We start from the raw sequence: 22,871 nt of genomic DNA on the forward strand, positions 1-22,871 counted from the left end.
CCGCGCGCCGGGCGCCGACGGGGGACGCCCGATGCGAGGATCGGGGCATGTGGATGAGACGCGGCCGGGACGGATCCGACGACGAGGGCGGCGCGGCCGGCTCGCACGCGATCGGCGTCGGCGCCGTGGTGGTCATCGTGGACGGCGCGTCCGCGACGGGGGACCCCGGCCTCGACGGCGAGCCGGTCGGACTGGTGGTCGCGACCGCCTCGGACGGGCTCCGCAGCGTCAGCCCGGTGCCGACCGCCCGGGGCCGGTCGTGGATCGTGGAGCTCGGCGCGGAGGACGCGGACGGCGACGCCCCGGCACGCCGGGTGGTCGTCCCGCAGAGCGCCCTGCGCCTCCTGGACGACATGGACGACGCATACGACATGGGCGCCGGCGCTCCCGCGCGTCCCGCGGACGACCTCCCTCCTCGGTCGTGAGCCAGGCGGCGGAGGCACCCCGGCCCGACGGGCGGGACGCCCTCGCGCTCCCCGGGGAGGTCGACCCCGTCGACCTCGCTGCCGAGCTCATCCGCATCGACTCGACCAACCCCGACCTGGTGGCGGGTGCCGCGGGCGAGTCCGCGGTGTCCGCGCACGCCGCCGCGTGGCTGCGCGCCCGCGGCTTCCGGGTGCGCGTGCTCGAGGGCACCCCGGGCCGGCCCACCGTCCTCGCGACGGCGCGCGGCACGGGCGGCGGCCGGACCATCCTCCTCGACGGGCACCTCGACACCGTCCCTCCCGGGGACCCGGCCCGCGGCGGTCTGGCGCCCGTGGTCGAGGACGGGCGGCTCCTCGGCCGCGGCGCCTTCGACATGAAGGCGGGGCTCGCCGCGATGATGGTGGCCGCCGACCGCGCCCGGCGCGTCGGCACCCGCGGCGACGTCGTGCTCGCGCTCGTCGCCGACGAGGAGTTCGCCAGCATCGGCACGGAGGAGGCGCTCCGCGCGCTCGCCGCGGAGGGCACGCTCGTCGACGGCGCCGTCATCTCCGAGCCCAGCCAGTCGGAGGCGATCGTCGCGCACCGCGGCTTCGGCTGGTACGAGGTCCGGCTGCGCGGGCGCGCCGCCCACGGGTCCATGCCCGAGCAGGGCGTCGACGCGATCGCGCACGCCGGCCTCGTCCTCCGGGAGCTCGACGCGCTCGCCGACCGCCTCGCCGCCGGTCCCCGCCATCCGCTGCTCGGCACGGGCGCGGTGCGCGTGTCGCGGATCCACGGCGGCTCCGACGCGGCGACGGTCGCCGACGCGTGCGTCCTCACCGTCGAGCGGCGGTTCCTGCCGGGCCAGTCGACGGCCGAGGTCGAGGCCGAGCTGCGCGCCGCGCTCGACGCCGTGGTCGCCCGCACGCCGGAGGTCGCCGCGGAGCTCGTCGTGCTCGTGGCGCGCGCGGCCTTCGAGGCGGACGTCGACGGCCCCCTCGCCCGGGCGGTGCTCGACAGCGGCGCCCGCGTCACGGGCGCCCCGGTGCCGCATCGCGGCGAGCCGTTCTGGACCGACGCGGGGCTCGTGCAGGAGGCGGGGATCCCGTGCATCCTCCTCGGGGTCACGGGCGGCGGCGCGCACGCGGACGAGGAGTGGGCCGAGGTCGACTCCGTCCGGCGGCTCGCCGACGTGCTCGAGGGCGCGATCCTCGACTTCTGCGGGAGCGTCGGCGACGGAGCCGCCGGGACCGGGCGCGCGGTTACCGCCGACTAGAGATCAGTCGCGGGTCGCGGACCGGTGCAGCTCCACGTCCAGCCGGCCGTCCGCCGCCGTCCCGGTCATCCACGTGAAGTCGGGCTGACGGCGTCGGTCGGTGGGCGATCCGGGGTTCAGCAGCCGGAGCCCCGCGGGCGTCACGGTGTCCCACGGGATGTGGCTGTGGCCGAAGACGAGCACGTCGGCGTCGGGGAACGCCGCGTCCATGCGCCGCTCCCGTCCCGAGGACGCACCCGTCTCGTGCGTCACCGCGATGCGGACGCCCTCGATCCGCACCCGGGCCGTCTCCGGCAGCCGCGCCCGCAGGCCGGCGGGGTCGTTGTTGCCCCAGCAGGCGACCAGGCGCGCCGCCCGCGCCTCGAGCGCGTCGAGCGCCGCCTCGTCCACCCAGTCGCCCGCGTGGACGACCACGTCGGCGGCGTCGATCGCCCGCCAGAGCGCGCGCGGCAGGTCCTTGGCGCGCTTCGGCAGGTGGGTGTCGCTGAGCAGCACGAGCGAGGTGGTCACCCCTCCACGCTACCGACGGCCGGCCGCGCGGGCGGGCCCCGCGGATCCGCCGGCGTCGCAGCCCCGCGCCTCCCGATCCGCGCGCCATGATGGTCCACGACCCGTACGCCCATCGCCCCTCGAGGAGGCGCCCATGACCGGCATCACCCGCGGCTTCGTCGGCCGCCCGCGGAGGGGACCGGCCGACCGCCTCCCTCCCGGCCAGTACGACACCCAGGGCGGCTGGCCCGTCCTCACGGCCGAGGCGGTGCCGAACCTGCCGGAGTCCCGCTGGTCCATCGCCGTCGACGGCCTCGTCGAGCGCCCGACGGCGTGGGACTGGGACGAGGCGCACGCCCTGCCCCGGTCCGAGTACGCGGGCGACATCCACTGCGTGACCACGTGGAGCCGCCTCGACACGCGCTTCGCGGGCGTCAGCGTCGACACGCTCCTCGACGCGGCGGGCCCGCTCCCGGAGGCGCGCTTCGTCCTCGCGACCTCCCACTCGGGCTACACGACGAACCTGCCGCTCGAGGACGTCCGCGGCGGCCGGGCGTGGATCGCGTGGGAGGCCGACGGCCGGCCGCTCACCCCCGACCACGGCGGGCCCGCGCGGCTCCTCGTGCCGCACCTCTATTTCTGGAAGAGCGCCAAGTGGATCGCCCGACTCACGCTCCTCGACCGCGACCAGCAGGGCTTCTGGGAGCGCAACGGCTACCACGACCGGGGCGACCCGTGGCGCGAGCAGCGGTACCAGGGGGACCGCTGAGCGCCGTCGCCCCCGCCGTGCCCGCCTCGGTGGGCGGCGAGTGGCGCACCGCGACCATCACGGCGCTCGAGCACCCGACCCCCGCGACCGTGCTCCTCCGCTTCGACGTGCCCGACCGGATCCCGCACCTCCCCGGCCAGCACTGCGTGCTCCGGCTGCGCGCCGAGGACGGGTACACCGCGCAGCGCTCGTACTCCCTCCTGTCCGCGCCGCACGAGCCGGGCGTCGAGCTGCTGATGGAGCGCTACGAGGACGGCGAGGTCAGCGGCTTCTTCGCCGACGTCGCGCGCGTCGGCGACGAGATCGAGATGCGCCTGCCCATCGGCGGCTTCCTCGTCTGGGACGGCGCGACCCCCGCGGTCGCCCTCGGCGGCGGCACGGGCGCCGTGCCGCTCGTGTCGATGATCCGCCACGCCCGGCACCTCGGCGTCCCCGGCCTCGTCCGCGCGGCCGTGTCGGCGCGCACCGCGGCGGACGTGCCGTGCCTCGAGGAGCTCGAGGCCGCGGGCGCGCTCGTCGCCACGACCCGCGAGCGCCGGGGACCGCGCGGCTTCGGCCGCCTCCGGGCGGAGGAGGTCGCCGGCCTCGCCGAGGGGGCCGGCGTCGCCTTCGTCTGCGGGTCCACGGCGTTCTCCGGCGGCGCGACGCGGCTCCTCCTCGACGCGGGCGTCGACCGGCACGCGATCCGCATCGAGCAGTTCGGCCCCTCGGGGGAGTGAGGCCCCCGCGCGCACGACCGTCCCGCCCGGCGGAGGGCGGCGCGGACGTGGGCGGCCCGTCCGCCGGAGCCCCGGCCGTACCGCTCGCGGCCCGCGCGGGGCACACTGGTGCGGACGGCGACGGAGCCGCGGGGAGCGGGTGGCACGTGGAGCGGACGGTCGTGCTGCTGCGCGGGATCAACGTCGGGCGGGCGAAGCAGGTGCCCATGGCGGCCCTGACGGTGGCCCTCGAGGGCCTCGGCTACCGGGGCGTCCGGACGCACCTGCGCAGCGGCAACGCGGTGGTGGACCACGACCGGCCTCCCGGACGGGGGGCGGCGGTCGCGATCGAGGACGCCGTGCGGCTCGCCACCGGCGTCACCGCCGACGTGCACCTGGTCGCCGCCGACGACTTCCGGCGGATCGCCGCGGGCATCCCGTTCGCGGGGATCGCGGACGATCCCTCCCGGCTCATCGTGTCGTTCCTCGACCGGCCGCAGCGGCCGTCGCCGCCCGCGCCGCCCGCCGCCGAGATCGCCCCCGACCTCGTCGAGGTCGCGCCGGACGCCGTCTACTCGTGGCACCCCGACGGCGTCTCCCGGTCGCGGGTTCCCGCGTCCTTCTGGCGGGGGCTGGGCGTTTCCGTCACGGCGCGGAACGCCCGCACGGTGGCCGCGCTGGTGGCGCTCCTCGATGCGTGACGGCCCCGTCCGGGACCGCGCCCCCCGCACGGGGGTGGCGTCCAGAGAGCCGTCATGGCCCCCGCGGGCATCGCGGGCGCGGTGGCCCCCTCACGGCGCGGACCTAGGGATAGGTTCGTGGACGTGAGCAGATTCGCGGAGCGCTGGAAGTCCCACATCCTGGAGACGTTCTCCGCGGACTCCGAGGGCCGGCCCCAGTGGATCCAGGACCTGGAGCAGGGCGAGGACGAGGGCTGGTTCGGCCCCGGGTCCGCCGTCTGGGCCGTGCACGGCGGCATGCCGTCGCTCGTCGCCGGGATCCGCGCCCTCCTCATGCAGACGCTCCACCCCGGCGCCATGGCGGGCGTGCACGACTGGTCGCGATACCGCGAGGACCCGCTCGGCCGGCTCGCCGGCACGGTCCGCTGGGTGGTGACCACCTCGTTCGGCGACCGCGACACGGCGGTCGACGTCAGCCGCCGCGTCCGCGGGTACCACCGCAAGGTGCAGGGCACCTTCGTCGACGGGCGCGGCGTCGAGCGCCCCTACAGCGCCAACGACCCCGACCTCCTGTCCTGGGTCCACATCGTCTTCACCGACGCCTTCCTCAGCACGCACCTCCAGTGGGGGCCCCCGATCCCCGGCGGTCCCGACCGGTACGTCGCCGAGTGGGCGAAGGCCGGCGAGCTGATGGGCGTCGAGGCGCCGCCGCGCTCCCACGCGGAGCTGCACGCGCAGATCGACGCCTTCCACGACCAGGGCCTCCTCCGTGCCGACGAGCGCACCCGGGAGACGATCTCGTTCCTCCGCGAGCCGCCGCTGCGCGCCTCGATGCTCCCGGCCTACCGGGTCCTCTTCGCCGGCGCCGTGGCGTCGCTGGAACCGCGCTACCGGGAGCTCCTCGGCCTCGACCGGGCGTCGTTCGGCCCCTTCCCGCTGCCGGCCCTCGCCTCGACCCGCGTGATGCTCGGCGTCGCCGGGCGGGTCATGGGGGAGCAGTCCACCAGCCACGAGGCCGCCCTGAAGCGCATCGCGCGGCTCGCCGACGAGCCCGCGACCTCCGGCTCGGCCCCCGCCGACCCGCATCCGGGTCGGGGCGACGACGCGGGCCACCGGGAGCGGCCCGCGGCCTGAGCGGCCCGCGCTCCGCGAGGCCCGCGGCGTCGGATGTCGGCGGGCACGGCTAGCGTGGACACGACATGAGCAGGCAGGACGGATCGACCCGGCGCACGTCCGACGCGAGCGCGGACGACTCCGAGGCCACCGTCCTGCACGTCGACATGGACGCCTTCTTCGCGGCCGTCGAGCTGCTCGACCGCCCCGAGCTGCGGGGCACGCCCGTCATCGTCGGCGGGTCCTCCGGTCGCGGCGTGGTCACGAGCGCCACGTACGAGGCCCGGCGGTTCGGCGTCCGGTCCGCCATGCCCATGGCGCAGGCGCTCCGGCTCTGCCCCCAGGCGACCGTCATCGGCGGGCACATGGAGAAGTACGCGCACTGGTCGAAGGTCGTCATGGGCATCTTCCGCGACGTCACGCCGCTCGTCGAGCCGCTCAGCATCGACGAGGCGTTCCTCGACGTCGCGGGCGCCCGGGGGCTGTTCGGCCCGCCCGCCGAGATCGGCGCGATGATCCGACGCCGCGTGCACGCGGAGACGGGCCTCACCTGCTCCGTCGGCGCGGCGTCCACCAAGTTCGTCGCCAAGCTCGCGAGCACGCGCTGCAAGCCCGACGGGCTGCTGGTCGTCCCCGCGGCAGAGACGCTGCCGTTCCTCCACGCGCTGCCCGTCGGCGCGCTCTGGGGCGTCGGGAGGACGACGGAGGAGGCGCTCGTGCGGCGGGGTCTCCGCACCGTCGCGGACATCGCCGACACGCCCCTGCCCGCCCTGCAGTCGATGCTCGGCGAGTCCGCCGGCGCCCGTCTGCACGACCTCTCCTGGGGCCGCGACCCCCGCCGCGTGAGCACGCACCGCGAGGAGAAGAGCATGGGCCACGAAAACACGTTCCACGACGACGTGACCGACCCGGAGATCGTCCGGCGGGAGCTCCTCGGGCAGGCCACGCGCGTCGCCGAGCGACTGCGGAGGGCCGGCCTCACCGCGCGCACCGTCTCGCTCAAGCTCCGGTACTCCGACTTCCGCACCATCACGCGCTCGCGCACGCTGTCCGAGCCCACGGACGTGGCCCGGCGCATCTACGACGAGATCCGCGACGTGTACGAGCAGGTCGCCCGGCCGGGGGACAGGGTCCGCCTCGTGGGGGTGCGCGCCGAGCAGCTCGACGACGCCGACAGCCGCCCCGTGGCGCTGTGGGACGTCGACGAGGGCTGGCGCGAGGCCGAGCGCACGGTCGACCAGGCCGCCCAGCGCTTCGGCCGCGGGGCCATCGGGCCGGCGTCGCTGCTCCGCCGTCCCGGGTCGAGGGGCGCGACGGTGTCGGATCCTCGCACCGAGGCGGCCGCCCGCGGTACCCTCCCGGGACACCCGCCCGACTGACGAGGACCACGATGACCGATCCCGCCGCTCCCGTTCCCGACGACCGATCCGCATCCGCCCCGGGCACGGGGCACGTCGAGCCCGAGACGGCGCTGCCGGACGTGCCCGCGCCTGCGCCGGGGCCTCAGCCCCCGGCCGCGCGACCGGCACCCGCGCCGGACGGCTCGGCGGCGGCACCCGCGCCGTCCGGTTCGGCACCCACGCCGGACGGCTCGGCACCCGCGCCGTACGGCCTGGCGCCGGCACCGGTGCCTCCCGCCCCCGCGTACGCGGCCTGGGGCCAGCCGGTCTACGCGGCCGCGCCGCCGAAGGGCCTCAGCGTCGCGTCGATGGTCATCGGCCTGGTCTCGGTCGTCTTCTTCTGGACGTTCCTCTGCCCCATCGTGGGCCTCGTCCTCGGCATCGTGGGCATCCGACGGGAGCCGGCCGGACGCGGGTTCGCGGTCGCGGGCCTGATCCTCAACGGCATCCTGCTGCTGATCCCCGTGGTCGTGCTCGTCTTCCTGCTGGCCGCCGGCGCCGCGGTCTTCGGCGCCGCGGCGACGTCCGGCGGCTGACGTCCGCGGCCGGACGTCCCTCGCGAGGCCGCATCTGCGGCGTGACCCCGGACGCCGTCCGGCGGCATTGCCCGGAGTGCGGGGCGCTAGGGCCGGCCCATGCCCCGGTAGCGCCAGCCCGCCGCGCGCCACGCGATCGGGTCGAGGCAGTTGCGGCCGTCGACGATGACCGGCGTCGACACGATGGCCTTGAGCTCCGCCGGGTCGATGGCGCGGTACTGCTTCCACTCGGTGAGCAGCATGACGACGTCGGCGTCGCGTGCCGCCTCCTGCCACGTGTCGACGTAGGTGAGCTCCGGGAACCGGCGGCGTGAGTTCTCGTTCGCGTAGGGGTCCGTCGCGAGCACGCGGGCGCCCTGCAGCTGGAGCTGCGCGGAAATGCTGAGCGCCGGCGAGTCGCGCACGTCGTCCGACTCGGGCTTGAAGGCGAGGCCGAGCACGGCCACGTTGCGGCCGAGCAGGGATCCGCCGCAGACCTCGCGGGCGACGTCGACGGCGCGCACCCGGCGGCGCATGTTGATGGAGTCCACCTCGCGCAGGAACGTCAGCGCCTGGTCGGCGCCGAGCTCGCCCGCGCGGGCCATGAAAGCCCGGATGTCCTTCGGGAGGCAGCCGCCGCCGAATCCGATGCCGGCGTTGAGGAAGCGGCGTCCGATGCGGTCGTCGTAGCCGATCGCGTCCGCGAGCTGCGTCACGTCGGCGCCGGTGGCCTCGCAGACCTCGGCCATGGCGTTGATGAAGGAGATCTTCGTGGCGAGGAACGCGTTGGCGGACACCTTCACCAGCTCCGCCGTCTCGTAGTCGGTCGTGACCCGCGCGGTGCCGGTGCCGAGCGCCGTCGCGTAGACCTCGTCGAGCGCCGCGCGGGCGGTCTCGCCGGTCTCGCCCGCGGGGAGGCCGTAGACGAAGCGGTCGGGGGTGAGCGTGTCCTCGATGGCGAAGCCCTCGCGCAGGAACTCGGGGTTCCACATGAGGATCGCGCCGGGCACGCTCTCCTGCACGCGCTCGGCCAGACGGCGCGCGGTGCCGACGGGCACGGTGGACTTGCCCGCGATGACGTCGCCCTCGGCGAGGTGGGGTACCAGCGCGTCGATCGCCGCGTCGACGTACGTGAGGTCGGCCGCGTTCTCCCCGCGTCGCTGGGGCGTCCCGACGGCGACGAAGTGCACGCGTGCGCCGGCGGCCTCGGCGATGTCGGTCGTGAAGAGGAGCCGGCCCGTGGCGAGCTGCTCGGTGAGCAGCTCCGGCAGCCCGGGCTCGAAGAACGGCGCGACGCCGGACTGGAGCGCGGCGACCTTGGCGGCGTCCACGTCGACCGCGACGACCTCGTGGCCCAGGCGGCTCATGCTCGCCGCGTGGACGGCTCCGAGGTAGCCGCAGCCGATGACAGATATGCGCACGGGAAGTCCATTTCGTCGAAGGGGGATGCCGCGTACCGACGCGCGGGAACAACGTCGGCGTGCCCCCCAGCCCCGGCCAGCTCGAACCTAGCATGCAGGGAGAGGTCGTCCGGGCGCGCGCCGACGCGTCCGGCGGCGGGGAGGTGGCGCGGCATCGGCCGCCCCTCCTCCCCACGGCGATCAGGCGAGCAGCGCCTCCGACGCGTCCGCCACCGGGCCGAGGATCGCGGCCGTGCGCGCCGGCAGGACCACCTCGTCGTCGCCGAGGGCGACGCCGGGCGCCGTCGCGAGCAGCAGCGCGGGCCGCTCGCCCACCACGGGCACGCGGCGCTCCTCGTCGGAGAGGTTCACCACGATGGAGAGCTCGCCGCGGTCCATGACGAGCAGTCGCGCCTCCTCGTGCACCTCGACCTCGACCTCCGCGAACCGGGGATCGGTGAGGTCGGGGTGCGCCCGGCGGAGGCGGATGAGCTCGCTGTAGAGCGCGAACAGGCGCGCGTGGCGCGAGTCGGCCGCCTCCGTCCCGTAGAGCTCGGCCCAGTCGAGCTTCGAGTCCTCGAACGTCGAGGGGTCCTGCGGGTTCGGCACGACGGACTCGTCCCAGCCCATCTTCGCGAACTCCTCGATGCGGCCCTTCGCGGTCGCCTCGCCGAGGTCGTGCTCCGGGTGCGACGTGAAGAACTGCCACGGGGTGGTGGCGCCCCACTCCTCGCCCATGAAGAGCATGGGCGTGAAGGGCGACGTGAGCGTGAGCACCGCGGCCAGCGCCAGTCCGCCCTCGTCGAGCGTCGCCGTGAGTCGGTCGCCCGTGGCGCGGTTGCCGATCTGGTCGTGGTTCTGGTTCGCGACCACGAGGCGGTGCGTCGGGATCCGCTCGGTGTCGAGCGGCCGCCCGTGGACGCGGCCGCGGAACGACGACCACGTGCCGTCGTGGAAGAACCCGCGCGTGAGCACCTTGGCGAGGGCGCCCAGGGAGGCGAAGTCCTCGTAGTAGCCGGTCGTCTCGCCCGTGAGCGCCACGTGGACCGCGTGGTGGAAGTCGTCGCTCCACTGCGCGTCGAGGCCGTAGCCGTGCGCCTCGCGCGAGGTGATCAGCTTCGGGTCGTTGAGGTCGGACTCCGCGATGAGCGTGAGCGGCCGCCCGACGTGCGCCGCCAGGACGTCGACCTGCACCGCGAGCTCCTCGAGGAGGTGCGTCGCGGTGTGGTCCACGAGCGCGTGCACCGCGTCGAGGCGCAGCGCGTCCACGTGGTAGTCGCCGAGCCACATGAGCGCGTTGTCGATGATGTACTCGCGGACGGGACCGGAGTCCTCGCCGTCGAGGTTGAGGCTGGACCCCCAGGTGTTGGCCGAGGCCTCGTGCAGGTACGGGCCGAACTCGGGCAGGTAGTTGCCCGAGGGGCCGAGGTGGTTGTAGACCACGTCCTGGACCACGCCCAGGCCGCGGGCGTGGCACGCGTCGACGAACCGCTGGTAGGCCTCGGGGCCGCCGTACGTCTCCTGGACGGCGTACCAGAGCACCCCGTCGTAGCCCCAGTTGTGCGTGCCGTTGAAGCCGTTGACCGGGAGGACCTCCACGAGGTCCACGCCGAGCGCGACGAGGTGGTCGAGCCGGTCGATGGCGGAGTCGAGCGTGCCCTCGGGCGTGAACGTCCCGATGTGCATCTCGTAGATGACGGCCCCGGCGAGGCGGCGGCCGGTCCACGCCTGGTCCGTCCACGCGAAGGTCGAGGGGTCGTAGGTGCGCGAGCGTCCGTGGACGCCGTCCGGCTGGCGTCGCGAGCGGGGGTCCGGCACGGCGGTGTCGGCGTCGTCCACGAGGTAGCCGTAGTCGAGGTCGCCGGAGGGCAGGGCCTCGGCGCGCTCGGCGTCGAGGGTCCACCACCCGTCGCCCACGGGGGAGAGCGGCAGGCGCTCGTCGCCCACGGACAGGGCGAGGGTGCGGGCCTTCGGGGCCCAGATGTCGAAGCGGTCGTCGGTCATGCTCAGCTCCCGGAGGTGAGGTCGGCGGCGGTGGAGGCGGGCGCGAGGATCGCGACGGGGTAGTCGGCGAGGAGCGCCGCGACGGAGACGCGACCGCCCTGCAGGCGGCGTCCGCTGACGTGGTCGACGAGGTCGCCCTCCGGCAGCGCGAGCGCGGTCGCGCCCCACCCGCCGCCGGTCTCGAGTCCCACGGGGAGGCGGGTCGCGACGGTGATCGCGCCGCCGCGGTCGAACGCGATGACGTGGGCCGCGGCGTCGCCCGTCGCGTGCAGGGGCTCGTAGCCCGAGAAGAGCTCCGGGTGGTTGCGTCGGAGGCGCAGCGCGCGGGCCGTGACGAGGAGCTTGGCGGCCCCCGTCTCGTCGATCGCGGGCTCGGCGCCCGCGAGGACCGCGTCGAGGGCGGCGCGGCGCATGCCGAAGTCGACCTCGCGGCGGTTGTCCGGGTCCACGAGGCTCGTCTCCCACAGCTCGCTGCCCTGGTACACGTCGGGCATGCCCGGGGCCGTCAGCTGGATCGCCTTCGCCGCCAGCGCGTTCGACCAGCCGGGGCCGGACAGCCGGTCGTAGAGGCCGGCCACGATGCTGCGGGCGCGCGGGTCGTCGAAGGCCGAGTCGACGAGCGCGTGCATGCGCTCCTCGAAGGCCTCGTCCGGCGCGGTCCACATGGTGGAGTCGCCCGCCTCGCGGGACGCCTTCTCGGCGTACGCGTGCAGGCGCTCGCGGGAGGCGGGCCAGGTGCCGACGAGGGTCTGCCACAGCAGGTTCTCGAACGGCCCGTCACCGGTCGGCGCGACCTCGCGGAGCTGCTCGAGGGCCTCGCGCCAGGCCTCGGGCGCCTCGGACAGCACGTCGATGCGGGCACGGACGTCCTCGCCGCGCTTCGTGTCGTGCGTGGACAGCGTGGTCATGGCGTGCGGCGCGATGCGGTGCCGCTCCTGCTGGCGGGCGTGGAAGTCGTCGACGCCGATCGCGAAGATCGACGGGTCGGCGCCGACCTCGTTGAGGGACACGAGGCGGGAGTAGCGGTAGAACGCGGTGTCCTCGACGCCCTTCGCCATGACCATGCCACTCGTCTGCTGGAAGCGCTGGGCGACGGCCGTGGCGGGGTCCGAGAGCTGCGGCATGAGCGCGTCGATGGTGCCGGCGAGGTCGGGTCGACTGGCGCGGGCGGCGTCGGCCGCCTGCTCCAGGTGCGCGAGGCCGCCGGGGAGGTAGCTGCGGTAGACGGGGAAGGTGGCGAGCAGCTCCGCGAGCGCGTCGGCGGCGTCGGCGGGGGCGTCCTCCACGAGGCGCTCGAGGCGGAGCACCTCGCTCCGGAGGATCCCGTCGGCGATGCCGCGCTTGGTCCCGCGGATCATGTCGGCCCAGCTGACGACCTCGCCCTGGGGGAGGCCGCGGAGCGACGCGTCGAGGTGGTCGAGCTCGACCTGGCCGTCGGGGTCGACGAGCACGCGGTCGATCTCGGCCAGCGCGTCGTAGCCCGTCGTGCCGGCGGTCGCCCAGTCGGTGGGGAGCGCCTCGCCGGGCTCGAGGATCTTCTCGACGAGCACGTAGGCGCCGTCGGTGATGCGCGCGAGGTCGTCCAGGTACGCCTTGGGGTCGAGCAGGCCGTCCGGGTGGTCGACGCGCAGGCCGTCGGCGAGCCCCTCCCGGAACCAGCGGGAGATCTCCGCGTGCGACTCCTCGAACACGTGCGGCAGCTCGACGCGGATCCCGGCGAGCGTGTTGACCGCGAAGAAGCGGCGGTAGTTGAGCTCGGCGTCCGCGCGGCGCCAGTTGACCAGCTCGTAGGACTGGCGCGCGTGCACGGTCCGCGCGTCCGCGTCGTCCTCGGCGGTGCCGGGGGCCACGGGGTAGCGGGTGTCGTAGTAGCGCAGCTCCACGGTGCCGTCGTCGCCGCGGACGAGCGTGAGGCGGTCGAGCTCGTCGTCGCCGTCCCCGAGGACGGGGATGCGGACCTTGCCGCCGCCGAAGTCCCAGTCCACGTCGAACGCGTCCGCGTAGCGGCTCGCGGTGCCGTGCGTGAGCAGGTCCCACCACCAGAGGCTCTCGACGGGGGTGGCGACGCCGACGTGGTTCGGGACGATGTCGACGAGCACGCCGAGGCCGAGCTCGTGCGCGCGGGCCGCCACGGCCGCCATGCCCGCCGCGCCGCCGCGCGCCGGGTCGACCTGCGAGTGGTCGACGACGTCGTAGCCGTGGTCGGATCCGGGCTCCGCCGTGAGGATGGGGCTGAGGTACACCCAGTCCGCCCCGAGGTCCTTCACGTACTGCAGCTGGTCGGCGACCGCGGCGAGGTCGAAGGACTCCCGCACCTGGAACCGGTAGGTGGAGATGGGGGTTCTCAACTGATGTCGCTCCTTGGTTCTGCGGCGGGCCGGTCGGCCTGCGCGTGGGTGAGGACGGCGAGGCTCGCCGCGACCGAGTGGTCGGGCTCCACCTCGGGCTCCGTGTAGGCACGGAGCACCACGAGGGCCTTGGCCTGCACATCGACGACGCTACTCGCGCGGAGGGCCGTCGAGTCGGCTCCGACGCCCGCGGTGTCGATCACGGTCTCCCAGGCGTCCGCGTACTCGTCCGACGGGAGCGTGAACGCGACGGGGGCGTCGTGGGCGTTGAAGTAGAGCAGGAAGTGCGTGTCGTAGATGTCCTCGCCGCGGCGGTCGCGCCCGCGGATCCCGTTGCCGTTGAGGAACATCCCGATGGCGCGGAGGCCGGACTCCCAGTCGTCGTCCGACATGGGCGTCGCGTCGGCGTCGAGCCACACGATGTCGGGCAGCGGCTCGCCCTCGCCGCGACGCACGGGACGCCCGTCGAAGAAGCGCCCGCGGCGGAAGGTCGGGTGCTCCTTGCGGAGCCGCACGACCGACGCCGTGAACTCCGCGAGCGGCTGGTCGGCCTGGTCCCAGTGCACCCAGCTGATCTCGTTGTCCTGCGCGTACGTGTTGTTGTTGCCCTGCTGGGTGCGGCCGAGCTCGTCGCCGTGCAGGATCATCGGCACGCCCTGCGACAGGATCATCGTCGCGAGCATGTTGCGCTGCTGTCGGCCCCGCAGCGTGAGGACGGCCGGGTCGTCCGTCGGCCCCTCGACGCCCATGTTCCAGGAGCGGTTGTGGCTCTCGCCGTCGGCGTTGCCCTCGCCGTTGGCCTCGTTGTGCTTCTCGTCGTAGCTGACGAGGTCGGCGATCGTGAAGCCGTCGTGCGCGGTGATGAAGTTGATGGACGCGACCGGTCGGCGGCCCGAGTGCTCGTACAGGTCGGCGGATCCCGTGATGCGGGCGGCGAACTCCCCGAGCGAGGAGGCCTCGCCGCGCCAGAAGTCGCGCACGGTGTCGCGGTACTTGCCGTTCCACTCGGTCCACTGCGGCGGGAAGTTGCCCACCTGGTATCCGCCGGGGCCCACGTCCCAGGGCTCGGCGATGAGCTTGACCTGCGACACCACCGGGTCCTGCTGCACGAGCTCGAAGAAGGTGGCGAGCTTGTCGACGTCGTAGAACTCGCGGGCGAGGGCCGAGGCCAGGTCGAAGCGGAAGCCGTCGACGTGCATCTCGGTGACCCAGTAGCGCAGCGAGTCCATGATCAGCTGCAGCGAGTGCGGGTGCCGGACGTTCAGGGAGTTGCCGGTGCCCGTGTAGTCCATGTAGTAGGTCGGGTCGTCCTCCATGAGCCGGTAGTAGGCCTGGTTGTCGATGCCCTTGAAGGAGAGGGTGGGCCCGAGGTGGTTGCCCTCGGCCGTGTGGTTGTAGACGACGTCGAGGATGACCTCGATCCCCGCCGCGTGCAGCGCGCGCACCATGGACTTGAACTCCTGCACCTGCTGCCCGAGCTCGCCGGTGGACGAGTAGGCGTTGTGCGGGGCGAAGAACCCGATGGTGTTGTAGCCCCAGTAGTTCCGGAGCCCCTTCTCGAGCAGGGTGTTGTCCTGCACGAACTGGTGCACGGGCATCAGCTCGATCGCGGTGATGCCGAGGTGCTGCAGGTGGTCGATGACGGCGGGGTGCGCGATGCCGGCGTAGGTGCCGCGCAGCTCCTCGGGCACCCGCGGGTTCAGCTGCGTGAGGCCCTTGACGTGCGCCTCGTAGACGACGGACTCGCTGTAGGGCGTGCGGGGCAGGCGGTCGCCGTCCCAGTCGAAGAACGGGTTGACCACGACGCCGAGCATCATGTGCGGGCCCGAGTCCTCGTCGTTGCGGCTGTCCGGGTCGCCGAACTCGTAGGCGAACAGCGACGGGTGCCAGTCGAACTCGCCGCAGGTGGCCTTCGCGTACGGGTCGAGGAGGAGCTTCGCCGGGTTCGACCGGTGGCCGGCCTCCGGCTCGTACGGCGCGGTGACGCGGTAGCCGTAGCGCTGTCCCGGCTGTACGTGCGGGAGGTAGCAGTGCCAGACGTGCGCGTCGACCTCGGTGACGTCCACGCGGGTCTCGGTGCCGTCCTCGTCGACGAGGCACAGCTGCACCGCCTCGGCGACCTCGCTGAAGAGCGCGAAGTTGGTGCCGCTCCCGTCGAAGGTCGCGCCGAGCGGATAGGGGTTTCCGGGCCAGGTGTGCAAGTGGTCCTCCAGTTGGGTCGACTCGTCCGCCGACGGCGCGCGGGGGCGCGATCCGTCGGGGGCGGGGCAGGCGGTGGATCCGCATCGGCCGCAGCGGCGGGGAGGGCCGGATGCGACGCAGCGACGCACCAGGGGCGAGGGTACCGTGAGGACCCGGATCGACCCGCATCCCGCGCGTCCCGCGGGGTACGGTGGGACGCATGACCAACCTCGTCGCACAGCTCGCAGAGAACGTGAAGAACGCCGGAGTGGGGACGGTCTACGGCGACCCCCTCGACATCGACGGCTCGACCATCGTGCCCGTGGCCTTCGCCTGGTACGGCTTCGGCGGGGGCAGCGACCTCCCCGACTCCGACGGCAACGTCGCCGGCGGCGGCGGTGGCGGCGGCGCCACCTGGCCGATCGGCGCCTACATCGCCACCGACGGCGAGGTCCGCTTCCAGCCGAACGTCATCGCGCTGCTCGCCGTGGCCACCCCCGTCATCTGGATCTCCGGCAAGGTCCTGGTCAAGCTCATCAAGACGCTGAAGTAGCCGACCGCACGACCACCGCGGAGCGCGGGTGCCCTCGGGCGCCCGCGCTCCCGTGCGTCCAGCCCCGCGCGGCCCGGTCCGCGCCCGGCGGACGGTGCCCCCGCGACGGGTCGCGCGGGCGCTATGCTCGGCGGGAACACGGGAGTCCGGTGAGCCGGGCTGAGAGGAAGATCCCCAATCTTCGACCGTCGAACCTGATCTGGATCATGCCAGCGCAGGGAGGTTTCCTTTCTCTACCCGTGCCCTCTCCCTCCACCTAGAAGGGCACGACAGTGACCGCATCATCCCCGACCACCGCACCCGCCTCCGCCTCCCCGGCCGACGGGACCCGCGCTCCCCGCTCGGGCCTCCGCTCCCGATGGCGCGTCATCGACATCGTCGTGGCCAGCGTCCTCGGCGTGGCCTCCGGGCTCGTCTTCGTCCTCTGGAACACGGCCTCCGTGCCGATCGGCGGCTTCTTCGAGCCCCTCCTCCCGGGCCTGCAGGCGCTCGCGGGAGGCGGCTGGCTGTTCGCCGGGGTCCTCACGGGCATCGTGATCCGGAAGCCCGGCGCCGCCCTCTACGGCGAGCTGCTCGCGGCGTTCGTCTCCATGCTGGTCGGCAACGTGTGGGGCGTCGGCACCCTGCTGTCCGGCCTCACCCAGGGCCTCGGCGCCGAGCTCGTCCTCCTCGTCTTCCTGTACGCGAACTGGCGCGCCTACGTGGCCGTCCTCGCCGGCATGGGCGCGGGGCTGGCCATGGCGATCACCGACCTCATCACCTACTACCCGGGCTCGTCGGCCGTGTTCGCCACGGTCTACACGGTCGCGGCGCTGGTCTCCGGCGCGGTCGTCGCGGGTCTCCTCTCGTGGCTGGTCGCCCGCGCGCTCGCGCGCACGGGCGCGCTCTCGCGCTTCGCCTCGGGCCGCGACACCGCGGCCCGCGTCTGACCGTGCGGCGGCCGGTCCGGGGACCCTCGGCATCCCTTGTCGCCCGGGCGGACGCGGTGCCCGCGGGTCCGACGGGCGGCGCGTCCGTCCGCGCGGAGGGCTGGGGCTGGCGGCACGCGGGCCGCAGCGCGTGGGCGGTCCGCGACGTCGACCTCGTGATCGAGCCGGGTGAGCGGGTCCTCCTGCTCGGCGCGTCCGGCGCCGGGAAGACGACCCTCCTGCACGCGCTGGCGGGCGTGCTCGGCGGCGACGACGAGGGCGAGGCCCGCGGGTCGCTCCGCGTCGACGGCCAGGATCCGGCGGAGCTGCGAGGCCGCGCCGGTCTCGTGCTGCAGGACCCGGACGCGCAGGTGATCCTCTCCCGGGTCGGCGACGACGTGGCGTTCGGCTGCGAGAACCTCGGCGTCCCGCGCGAGGAGATCTGGCCCCGCGTGCGCGCGGCCCTCGACGCGGTGGGGCTCGACGTCGCCCTCGACCGCTCCACCACCGCCCTCTCCGGCGGCCAGAAGCAGCGGCTCGCCCTCGCCGGCGTGCTCGCCATGCGCCCGGGGCTCCTCCTCCTGGACGAGCCGACCGCGAACCTCGATCCCGAGGGCGTCGGCGAGGTCCGTCGTGCCGTCGAGGCGGTCGTCGGCACGACGGGTGCCACGCTCGTCGTCATCGAGCACCGCGTCGCGGTGTGGCAGGACCTCGTCGACCGCGTGGTCGTCCTCGCGGCCGACGGGGGGATCCTCGCCGACGGGGCCCCCGACGACGTCCTCCGCGAGCAGGGCGCCGCGCTCGCGTCGGCCGGCGTCTGGGTCCCCGGGCGGGAGCCGTCCGCACCCGCCCGCCGGCGGGCGGCGACGGTACCGCTCGTGCGGGCCGACGACCTCGTCGTCGGCCGCGGCGGCGCCCGCGGAACGCGCGTGGCCGACGGCATCGGCCTCGGGCTCGGATCGGGGAGGGTCACCGCCCTCACCGGGCCCAACGGCGGCGGGAAGAGCACCCTCGCGCTGACGCTCGGGGGACTGCTGCCCCCGGTCGCGGGCCGGGTCGTCGCCGAGGCGGACCTCGCGGCCGGGCTCGCCCCCGACCCCGCCGCCTGGCGCTCCCGCGAGCTCGCGGCCCGCGTGGGCACCGTGTTCCAGGATCCCGAGCACCAGTTCCTCGCCCCCACGGTGCGCGCCGAGCTCGAGGTGGGGCCGCGCGCCGTGGGCATGGATCCCGCGGAGGCGACCCGCCGCGTCGACGAGCTGCTCGTCCGCCTGCGCCTCGACGGCCTCGCACGGGCCAATCCCTTCACGCTGTCCGGTGGGGAGAAGCGCCGCCTCTCCGTCGCGACCGCCCTCGCCACCGCCCCGCGCCTCCTCGTCCTCGACGAGCCGACCTTCGGCCAGGACGCGCGCACCTGGGCGGAGCTCGTCGCGCTCCTCGCGGAGCTCGTGGACCGCGACGGCGTCGGCGTCCTGGCCGTCACGCACGACGTCGACCTCGTCGACGCCCTGGCGGACGACGTCCTGCGGCTCGACCCCCTCGCCGGCTCTCCCGCGCGCCTCGAGGTCGTCCGGTGAGCGGGCTGCCCGTGGCGCTGCCCGCCGCCCGCGCGACCGGCCTCGCGGCCGTGAACCCGGTCGCGCGGCTCGCGGCCGCGCTCGTGCTCACCCTCGCGCTGGTGCTCAGCCTCGACGTCGTCTCGGCCGGGGCGGCCCTGCTGCTGGAGCTCCTGCTCCTGCCCCTGGCCGGCGTCTCCGCCCGCGCCTTCCTCCTGCGGGGCATCCCCGTGTGGATCGCCGCGCCCGGCGCGGGGCTCACGATCCTGCTCTACGGCCGCACGTCGGGGGACGTGTACGCGCAGTTCCTCCTGGTGGTCGTCAGCGAGGGCTCGGTGCTGCTCGCCGTCGCCACCACGCTGCGGGTCCTGGCCATCGGCGTGGCCTCGCTAATCCTGTTCTCCAACGTCGACCCCACCGACCTCGCGGACGGCCTCGCCCAGGTGTGGCGACTCCCGTCCCGGTTCGTCCTCGGCGCACTGGCCGGCGTCCGGCTCGTGGGCCTCCTGCTGGACGACTGGCGGTCGCTCGAGCTGGCGCGCCGGGCGCGCGGCGTCGCCGACCGCGGCCGCATCCGCCGCTTCGCCGGGCAGGCGTTCGCGCTCCTGGTGCTCTCGATCCGGCGGGGCAGCAAGCTCGCGACCGCCATGGAGGCACGCGGCTTCGGCGGCACCGGTGCGCGCACGTGGGCACGGCCGAGCGCGGTGGGCCGTCGCGAGGCGCTGGTGCTGGCGATCGCGGTGCTCGTGGCCGCCGTCGCGGTGTCCGCGGCGGTCGCCGCAGGCACCTGGGACTTCGTTGCCGCCTGACGCGGGGGAGCGGCGGCCGGCGCTGGTCCTCGTCGACGGTCCGTCGGGCTCCGGCAAGTCGACGCTCGCCGACGCGCTCGTCCGTGCGGGCGACCCGTCGGCGGCGCTCGGACCCGGTGCGCAGCTGCTCCGCCTCGACGACGTCTACCCCGGGTGGGACGGCCTCGAGGCGGCGTCACGGCACCTCGAGCGGCACGTCCTGCCGGCGATGCGGCCGGGCGGACGTCCGCGGTGGCGACGCTGGGACTGGGAGCGCGACGCGCCCGCGGGCTGGCACGACCTCGATCCGGACCGGCCGCTCGTCGTGGAGGGGTGCGGCTCCCTCACCCGCACGACGGCGGGGCTGGCGACGCACCGCATCTGGGTGGAGGCCGACGACGACGTCCGCCGCGCCCGGGCGATCGCCCGGGACGGGGAGGCGTTCGCCGTGGAGTGGGAGCGGTGGGACGCGCAGTGGCGCGGGCACCTCGCACGGGAGGATCCGCGGGGCCTGGCCGACGTCGTCATGCGCACGGACGGCGTGCCGACGGCCGGGTAGCCTGAGCCCATGACCGATTCCGCACCGTCCGACGTCCGCTACCTCGCCGTCTTCGCCGACGGCCCGCTCGAGGGCACCACCGAGACCCGCGTCCTCGTCGACGGCACGCACGACGAGACCATCAGCACGATGTCCGCCGTGGAGGGCAAGGAGTCGCTGTTCCAGTACCGCGCGGGCGCCGTGTCCGAGGTCGCGGGCGAGCAGCGCGTCACGTACACGTTCGTGGCCGACGGCAGCGACGACGTCCTCGGCGAGGGCGACGACGAGTCCCTCGAGCTCTGACCCGCACGATCACCGGCGCCTGAGGCGCCGGCCCACCGCCCGGACCGCCCTGCGGCTCCGGGCGGTCGTGCGTCCGGCTCCGGCGACCGGGGTCCCGCGGAGGCGTCAGGCCCAGCCCAGCTCGTGCAGCCGGTCGTCGTCGATGCCGTGGAAGTGCGCGATCTCGTGCACGAGCGTGACGTGCACGAGGTCACGGAGGGCGTCCATGTCCTCGGCCTCGTGCAGGTGCGGTTCGCGGTACACGACGATCCGGTCGGGCATCTCGCCGAACCCGTACTGCCCGCGCTCGGTCATGGCGACGCCGTCGTACAGGCCCAGGAGGTCGAGCGACCCGTCCTCGGGGCGGTCCTCGACCACGAACACCACGTTGTCGAGCCCCTCGACCATCTCGTCGGGGAGCTCGTCGAGCTCGTCGATCACCAGTCGCTCGAAGTCCTCGGGTCCGCAGGTCAGCACGCTCCAGCCTCGCACACGCCCTCCGGGAGGAGCCGCGGGGCGGTCGGGGGACGGGTGCCCACGCCGGGACGGGCCCACACGACGGAAGGGCAGGGACCCTCTCGGATCCCGGCCCTTCCCGGTGGGGTGGACGACGGGGCTCGAACCCGCGACTTCCGGCTCCACAAGCCAGCGCTCTGCCAACTGAGCTACGCCCACCATGCGGCCGATCCCGCTCTCGCGGACGGCCATGACGATGGTACTACAGCCGCGGAGCCCACGCGGACGTGACGTCCGCCGAGATGGCCTGCACGTCCTCGGTGGCGGGCCCGGGCGCGGGCACGAAGGCGGCCCGGCGGTAGTACTCGAGCTCGCGGATCGACTCGAGGATGTCCGCGAGGGCGCGGTGGCCGCCGTTCTTCGCGGGGGAGTTGAAGTAGATCCGGGGGAACCACTCCTTCGCCAGCACCTTGATGGAGGAGACGTCGACGCTGCGGTAGTGCAGGTGCGCGTCGACCCGGGGCATGTACTTCGCGAGGAACGCGCGGTCGGTGCCGATGGTGTTGCCCGCGATGGGCGCCTTGCCGCCGTTCGGGACGTGCTGGAGCAGGTACTCGAGCACCGCGAACTCCGCGTCGGCGAGGCTCACGCCCCCGGGGATCTCGTCCAGGAGGCCCGAGGAGCGGTGCATGTCGGTGACGAACTCGCCCATGTTGGCGAGCGCCGCGGGGTCGGGGTTGATGACGATGGTGAAGCCGTCGTCGATGGGTACGAGGTCGAAGTCGGTGACGACCACCGCGACCTCCACCAGCTCGTCGATCGCGAGGTCGAGCCCCGTCATCTCGCAGTCGATCCACACCAGCCGGTCCGCGTTGTTGCCCATCCTGCGATCCTATCGGCGGCCCCGGACGCCCCTGATCCGCAGCCGCCTACCATGGGGGAGTGATCACCCTCCTCGCCGTCCTCCTGCTCGTCAACGGCGTCTGGAACGCCGTGGTCTGGCCGCGGTTCCTGAAGCGCGTCGCGACGGATCCGCGTGCCCGGGCCGCCGACGGCTCGCGCACGGCCTTCTACACGGTGCACCTCGTGCTGGTGTCGGTCTCGCTGCTCCTCGCCCTGGTCTCCGTCGTCGCCGCCGTCGCGGCGTTCCTCTCCTGATCCCCGTGGAGGGGGCGGAGAGCCCGGCCGACGCCGACGCCGTGCGCGTCGTCATGTACTCGTCGCTCTTCTGCGTGCCGTGCCAGGCGACCCGTCGCGTCCTCGCCGACGTCCAGGGCCTGCTGCCGTGGTTGGAGGTCGCGGAGCTCGACGTGGCGGCGCATCCCGACCTCGCGGAGGCCGAGGGCATCCGCTCGACGCCGACCATCGTCGTGCGGGCGGGGGACCGCGAGGTCCTGCGCGCGGAGGGTGTGCCCACCGCCCCGCAGGTGCTGAAGGCGGTGGCGCGCGCGATGGACGCGCTGCCCGGGTCGACCGGCCCGGGGCCCTCGGGCCCCGCCGACCCCGCGTAGTACCCTCGTCTCGACCCCCTGTAGCTCAATGGATAGAGCATCGGCCTTCTAATCCGACGGTTGCGCGTTCGAGTCGCGCCGGGGGGACCGGCTGTCGGGCGCGGACGATCGGACGTAGATTCGACGCATGCGCGACATCCAGTCACAGATCATCGACGCCCTCGACGTGCGTCCGACCATCGATCCCGCCGACGAGGTCCGCAGGCGCGTGGACTTCCTGAAGGCCTACCTGCGGTCCACCGGCGCCGAGGGCTTCGTCCTCGGCATCAGCGGCGGGCAGGACTCCTCCCTCGCCGGGCGCCTGGCCCAGCTCGCGATCGAGGAGCTGGCCGCGGAGGGCCTCCTCGCGGAGTTCGTGGCCGTGCGGCTCCCGTACGGGGTGCAGGCGGACGAGGAGGACGCCCAGCTCGCCCTGCGCTTCATCCAGCCGAAGTCGAGCGTCGTCTTCGACATCAAGCGCGCCGTCGACGGCTTCGAGGCCGAGTACGCGGACGCCGCGGGGCACCGGATGCTGGACTTCACGAAGGGCAACGTGAAGGCCCGTTCCCGCATGGTCGCGCAGTACGCCCTGGCCGGTCAGGCGCGTCTGCTCGTCATCGGCACGGACCACGCGGCCGAGGCGGTCACCGGGTTCTTCACGAAGTACGGGGACGGCGGTGCGGACGTCCTCCCGCTGACGGGCCTCACGAAGCGCCAGGGCCGCGCGCTGCTGGAGCACCTCGGGGCGCCGGAGCGGCTGTACCTCAAGGCGCCCACCGCGGATCTCCTCGACGACATCCCCGGCCAGACCGACGAGGCGAACCTCGGCCTCACCTACGCCGACATCGACGACTTCCTCGAGGGCCGCGAGGTCGACGACGAGGTGGCCGAGGCCATCGAGGCCCGCTACACGAGCACCGAGCACAAGCGGCGGGTGCCCGCCAGCATGTTCGACGACTGGTGGAAGTGACCCCTCACCTCGGCTGACGTGACGACGCCCCGCACCTCTCGAGAGGTGCGGGGCG

24 protein-coding genes, 2 tRNA genes and 1 riboswitch are annotated in these 22,871 nt (G+C 74.3%); of the genes, 18 read left to right on the forward strand and 8 right to left on the reverse strand.

Annotated elements, in window-relative coordinates; all coding sequences use genetic code 11:
* Nucleotides 1-47 precede the first annotated feature (47 nt).
* Both AC07VC_RS12075 and AC07VC_RS12080 read left to right on the forward strand, forming a co-directional pair.
* Complete coding sequence (locus AC07VC_RS12075) at nucleotides 48-425, forward strand: hypothetical protein (protein WP_494675684.1); 378 nt, start codon at nucleotides 48-50, stop codon at nucleotides 423-425.
* Entirely contained in the window at nucleotides 422-1,681 is a 1,260-nt protein-coding gene (locus tag AC07VC_RS12080) for a M20/M25/M40 family metallo-hydrolase (RefSeq protein ID WP_494675685.1), read from the forward strand. The genes AC07VC_RS12075 and AC07VC_RS12080 overlap by 4 nt, the downstream gene beginning before the upstream one ends.
* 3 nt (nucleotides 1,682-1,684) lie before the next feature.
* Here the strand turns inward: AC07VC_RS12080 and AC07VC_RS12085 are convergent, their stop codons facing one another.
* Nucleotides 1,685-2,191 (reverse strand): metallophosphoesterase family protein, encoded by a 507-nt coding sequence (locus tag AC07VC_RS12085; protein WP_494675686.1) that lies wholly within the window; start codon nucleotides 2,189-2,191, stop codon nucleotides 1,685-1,687.
* Between the two features lie 133 nt (nucleotides 2,192-2,324).
* Here AC07VC_RS12085 and AC07VC_RS12090 point away from each other — a divergent pair, with 133 nt between their 5' ends.
* The 6 genes from AC07VC_RS12090 (at nucleotide 2,325) to AC07VC_RS12115 (ending at nucleotide 7,366) form a co-directional block, all read left to right on the forward strand.
* Nucleotides 2,325-2,939, forward strand: a complete 615-nt coding sequence (locus tag AC07VC_RS12090; RefSeq protein WP_494675687.1) for a sulfite oxidase-like oxidoreductase — start codon at nucleotides 2,325-2,327, stop codon at nucleotides 2,937-2,939.
* The gene (locus AC07VC_RS12095; protein ID WP_494675688.1) at nucleotides 2,906-3,658 is read left to right on the forward strand and encodes an FAD-binding oxidoreductase; all 753 of its coding nucleotides are present in this window, start codon (nucleotides 2,906-2,908) and stop codon (nucleotides 3,656-3,658) included. The genes AC07VC_RS12090 and AC07VC_RS12095 overlap by 34 nt, the downstream gene beginning before the upstream one ends.
* Nucleotides 3,659-3,804: 146 nt before the next feature.
* Nucleotides 3,805-4,338 carry a DUF1697 domain-containing protein gene (locus AC07VC_RS12100; RefSeq protein ID WP_494675689.1) on the forward strand — a complete coding sequence of 178 codons (534 nt, stop codon included), beginning with the start codon at nucleotides 3,805-3,807 and terminating at the stop codon, nucleotides 4,336-4,338.
* Between the two features lie 117 nt (nucleotides 4,339-4,455).
* Complete coding sequence (locus tag AC07VC_RS12105; RefSeq protein ID WP_317229797.1) at nucleotides 4,456-5,451, forward strand: oxygenase MpaB family protein; 996 nt, start codon at nucleotides 4,456-4,458, stop codon at nucleotides 5,449-5,451.
* 65 nt (nucleotides 5,452-5,516) lie between these two features.
* Nucleotides 5,517-6,809 (forward strand): DNA polymerase IV, encoded by a 1,293-nt coding sequence (locus AC07VC_RS12110; RefSeq protein ID WP_494675690.1) that lies wholly within the window; start codon nucleotides 5,517-5,519, stop codon nucleotides 6,807-6,809.
* A gap of 11 nt (nucleotides 6,810-6,820) precedes the next feature.
* Nucleotides 6,821-7,366, forward strand: coding sequence for a DUF4190 domain-containing protein (locus tag AC07VC_RS12115; protein WP_494675691.1), 546 nt, complete (start codon nucleotides 6,821-6,823; stop codon nucleotides 7,364-7,366).
* An 86-nt stretch (nucleotides 7,367-7,452) separates the two neighbouring features.
* Here the strand turns inward: AC07VC_RS12115 and AC07VC_RS12120 are convergent, their stop codons facing one another.
* From AC07VC_RS12120 to glgX, 4 genes are all read right to left on the reverse strand, one after another.
* Nucleotides 7,453-8,766 (reverse strand): UDP-glucose dehydrogenase family protein, encoded by a 1,314-nt coding sequence (locus tag AC07VC_RS12120; RefSeq protein ID WP_494675692.1) that lies wholly within the window; start codon nucleotides 8,764-8,766, stop codon nucleotides 7,453-7,455.
* A 180-nt stretch (nucleotides 8,767-8,946) separates the two neighbouring features.
* Nucleotides 8,947-10,749, reverse strand: coding sequence for a malto-oligosyltrehalose trehalohydrolase (treZ, locus tag AC07VC_RS12125; RefSeq protein WP_494675693.1), 1,803 nt, complete (start codon nucleotides 10,747-10,749; stop codon nucleotides 8,947-8,949).
* Between the two features lie 2 nt (nucleotides 10,750-10,751).
* Nucleotides 10,752-13,097: a malto-oligosyltrehalose synthase gene (gene treY / locus AC07VC_RS12130; protein WP_494675694.1), complete on the reverse strand. Its 2,346-nt coding sequence runs from the start codon at nucleotides 13,095-13,097 to the stop codon at nucleotides 10,752-10,754.
* Nucleotides 13,094-15,298: a glycogen debranching protein GlgX gene (gene glgX / locus AC07VC_RS12135; protein ID WP_494675695.1), complete on the reverse strand. Its 2,205-nt coding sequence runs from the start codon at nucleotides 15,296-15,298 to the stop codon at nucleotides 13,094-13,096. Before glgX ends, treY begins: the two co-directional genes overlap by 4 nt.
* 200 nt (nucleotides 15,299-15,498) lie before the next feature.
* Here glgX and AC07VC_RS12140 point away from each other — a divergent pair, with 200 nt between their 5' ends.
* From AC07VC_RS12140 to AC07VC_RS12165, 6 genes are all read left to right on the forward strand, one after another.
* Nucleotides 15,499-15,831, forward strand: coding sequence for a hypothetical protein (locus AC07VC_RS12140; RefSeq protein ID WP_012038119.1), 333 nt, complete (start codon nucleotides 15,499-15,501; stop codon nucleotides 15,829-15,831).
* 128 nt (nucleotides 15,832-15,959) lie between these two features.
* A riboswitch (TPP riboswitch) is annotated at nucleotides 15,960-16,070 on the forward strand.
* A 33-nt stretch (nucleotides 16,071-16,103) separates the two neighbouring features.
* Nucleotides 16,104-16,760, forward strand: coding sequence for an ECF transporter S component (locus AC07VC_RS12145; RefSeq protein WP_317229789.1), 657 nt, complete (start codon nucleotides 16,104-16,106; stop codon nucleotides 16,758-16,760).
* A gap of 2 nt (nucleotides 16,761-16,762) precedes the next feature.
* On the forward strand, nucleotides 16,763-18,313 hold the full coding sequence (locus AC07VC_RS12150; RefSeq protein WP_494675696.1) for an ABC transporter ATP-binding protein: 1,551 nt from the start codon (nucleotides 16,763-16,765) through the stop codon (nucleotides 18,311-18,313).
* Complete coding sequence (locus AC07VC_RS12155; RefSeq protein WP_494675697.1) at nucleotides 18,310-19,101, forward strand: energy-coupling factor transporter transmembrane component T family protein; 792 nt, start codon at nucleotides 18,310-18,312, stop codon at nucleotides 19,099-19,101. Before AC07VC_RS12150 ends, AC07VC_RS12155 begins: the two co-directional genes overlap by 4 nt.
* The gene (locus AC07VC_RS12160) at nucleotides 19,091-19,639 is read left to right on the forward strand and encodes a nucleoside/nucleotide kinase family protein (RefSeq protein ID WP_494675698.1); all 549 of its coding nucleotides are present in this window, start codon (nucleotides 19,091-19,093) and stop codon (nucleotides 19,637-19,639) included. Before AC07VC_RS12155 ends, AC07VC_RS12160 begins: the two co-directional genes overlap by 11 nt.
* Before the next feature lie 9 nt (nucleotides 19,640-19,648).
* Nucleotides 19,649-19,921, forward strand: coding sequence for a hypothetical protein (locus tag AC07VC_RS12165; RefSeq protein ID WP_104289143.1), 273 nt, complete (start codon nucleotides 19,649-19,651; stop codon nucleotides 19,919-19,921).
* A gap of 105 nt (nucleotides 19,922-20,026) precedes the next feature.
* Here the strand turns inward: AC07VC_RS12165 and AC07VC_RS12170 are convergent, their stop codons facing one another.
* The 3 genes from AC07VC_RS12170 to orn all read right to left on the reverse strand — a co-directional run bounded on the left by AC07VC_RS12170 (nucleotide 20,027) and on the right by orn (nucleotide 21,239).
* Complete coding sequence (locus tag AC07VC_RS12170; protein WP_494675699.1) at nucleotides 20,027-20,377, reverse strand: metallopeptidase family protein; 351 nt, start codon at nucleotides 20,375-20,377, stop codon at nucleotides 20,027-20,029.
* 122 nt (nucleotides 20,378-20,499) lie between these two features.
* A tRNA-His gene (locus AC07VC_RS12175) sits at nucleotides 20,500-20,575 on the reverse strand.
* A 43-nt stretch (nucleotides 20,576-20,618) separates the two neighbouring features.
* Complete coding sequence (gene orn / locus AC07VC_RS12180) at nucleotides 20,619-21,239, reverse strand: oligoribonuclease (protein WP_494675700.1); 621 nt, start codon at nucleotides 21,237-21,239, stop codon at nucleotides 20,619-20,621.
* 59 nt (nucleotides 21,240-21,298) lie between these two features.
* On the opposite strand from orn, the gene AC07VC_RS12185 reads away from it, so the two are divergent.
* The 4 genes from AC07VC_RS12185 (at nucleotide 21,299) to nadE (ending at nucleotide 22,816) form a co-directional block, all read left to right on the forward strand.
* A complete protein-coding gene (locus tag AC07VC_RS12185; RefSeq protein ID WP_317229478.1) occupies nucleotides 21,299-21,514 on the forward strand; it encodes an SCO4848 family membrane protein in 216 nt (71 codons plus the stop codon).
* Between the two features lie 5 nt (nucleotides 21,515-21,519).
* Complete coding sequence (locus tag AC07VC_RS12190; protein WP_494675701.1) at nucleotides 21,520-21,867, forward strand: thioredoxin family protein; 348 nt, start codon at nucleotides 21,520-21,522, stop codon at nucleotides 21,865-21,867.
* A 14-nt stretch (nucleotides 21,868-21,881) separates the two neighbouring features.
* Nucleotides 21,882-21,954: transfer RNA gene (locus AC07VC_RS12195), tRNA-Arg, on the forward strand.
* A 40-nt stretch (nucleotides 21,955-21,994) separates the two neighbouring features.
* A complete protein-coding gene (gene nadE, locus AC07VC_RS12200) occupies nucleotides 21,995-22,816 on the forward strand; it encodes an NAD(+) synthase (protein ID WP_494675702.1) in 822 nt (273 codons plus the stop codon).
* Nucleotides 22,817-22,871 lie beyond the last annotated feature (55 nt).

The sequence above is a fragment of the Clavibacter sp. GW821-FHT01D01 genome (assembly GCF_059422605.1).

Bases quoted from the DNA above. Each gene is read 5' to 3' on its own strand.
- AC07VC_RS12075 (WP_494675684.1), top strand. From the start codon at position 48: ATGTGGATGAGACGCGGCCGGGACGGATCCGACGACGAGGGCGGCGCG.
- AC07VC_RS12090 (WP_494675687.1), top strand. From the start codon at position 2,325: ATGACCGGCATCACCCGCGGCTTCGTCGGCCGCCCGCGGAGGGGACCG.
- AC07VC_RS12110 (WP_494675690.1), top strand. From the start codon at position 5,517: ATGAGCAGGCAGGACGGATCGACCCGGCGCACGTCCGACGCGAGCGCG.
- AC07VC_RS12115 (WP_494675691.1), top strand. From the start codon at position 6,821: ATGACCGATCCCGCCGCTCCCGTTCCCGACGACCGATCCGCATCCGCC.
- treZ (WP_494675693.1), bottom strand. From the start codon at position 10,749: ATGACCGACGACCGCTTCGACATCTGGGCCCCGAAGGCCCGCACCCTC.
- AC07VC_RS12140 (WP_012038119.1), top strand. From the start codon at position 15,499: ATGACCAACCTCGTCGCACAGCTCGCAGAGAACGTGAAGAACGCCGGA.
- AC07VC_RS12165 (WP_104289143.1), top strand. From the start codon at position 19,649: ATGACCGATTCCGCACCGTCCGACGTCCGCTACCTCGCCGTCTTCGCC.
- orn (WP_494675700.1), bottom strand. From the start codon at position 21,239: ATGGGCAACAACGCGGACCGGCTGGTGTGGATCGACTGCGAGATGACG.
- nadE (WP_494675702.1), top strand. From the start codon at position 21,995: ATGCGCGACATCCAGTCACAGATCATCGACGCCCTCGACGTGCGTCCG.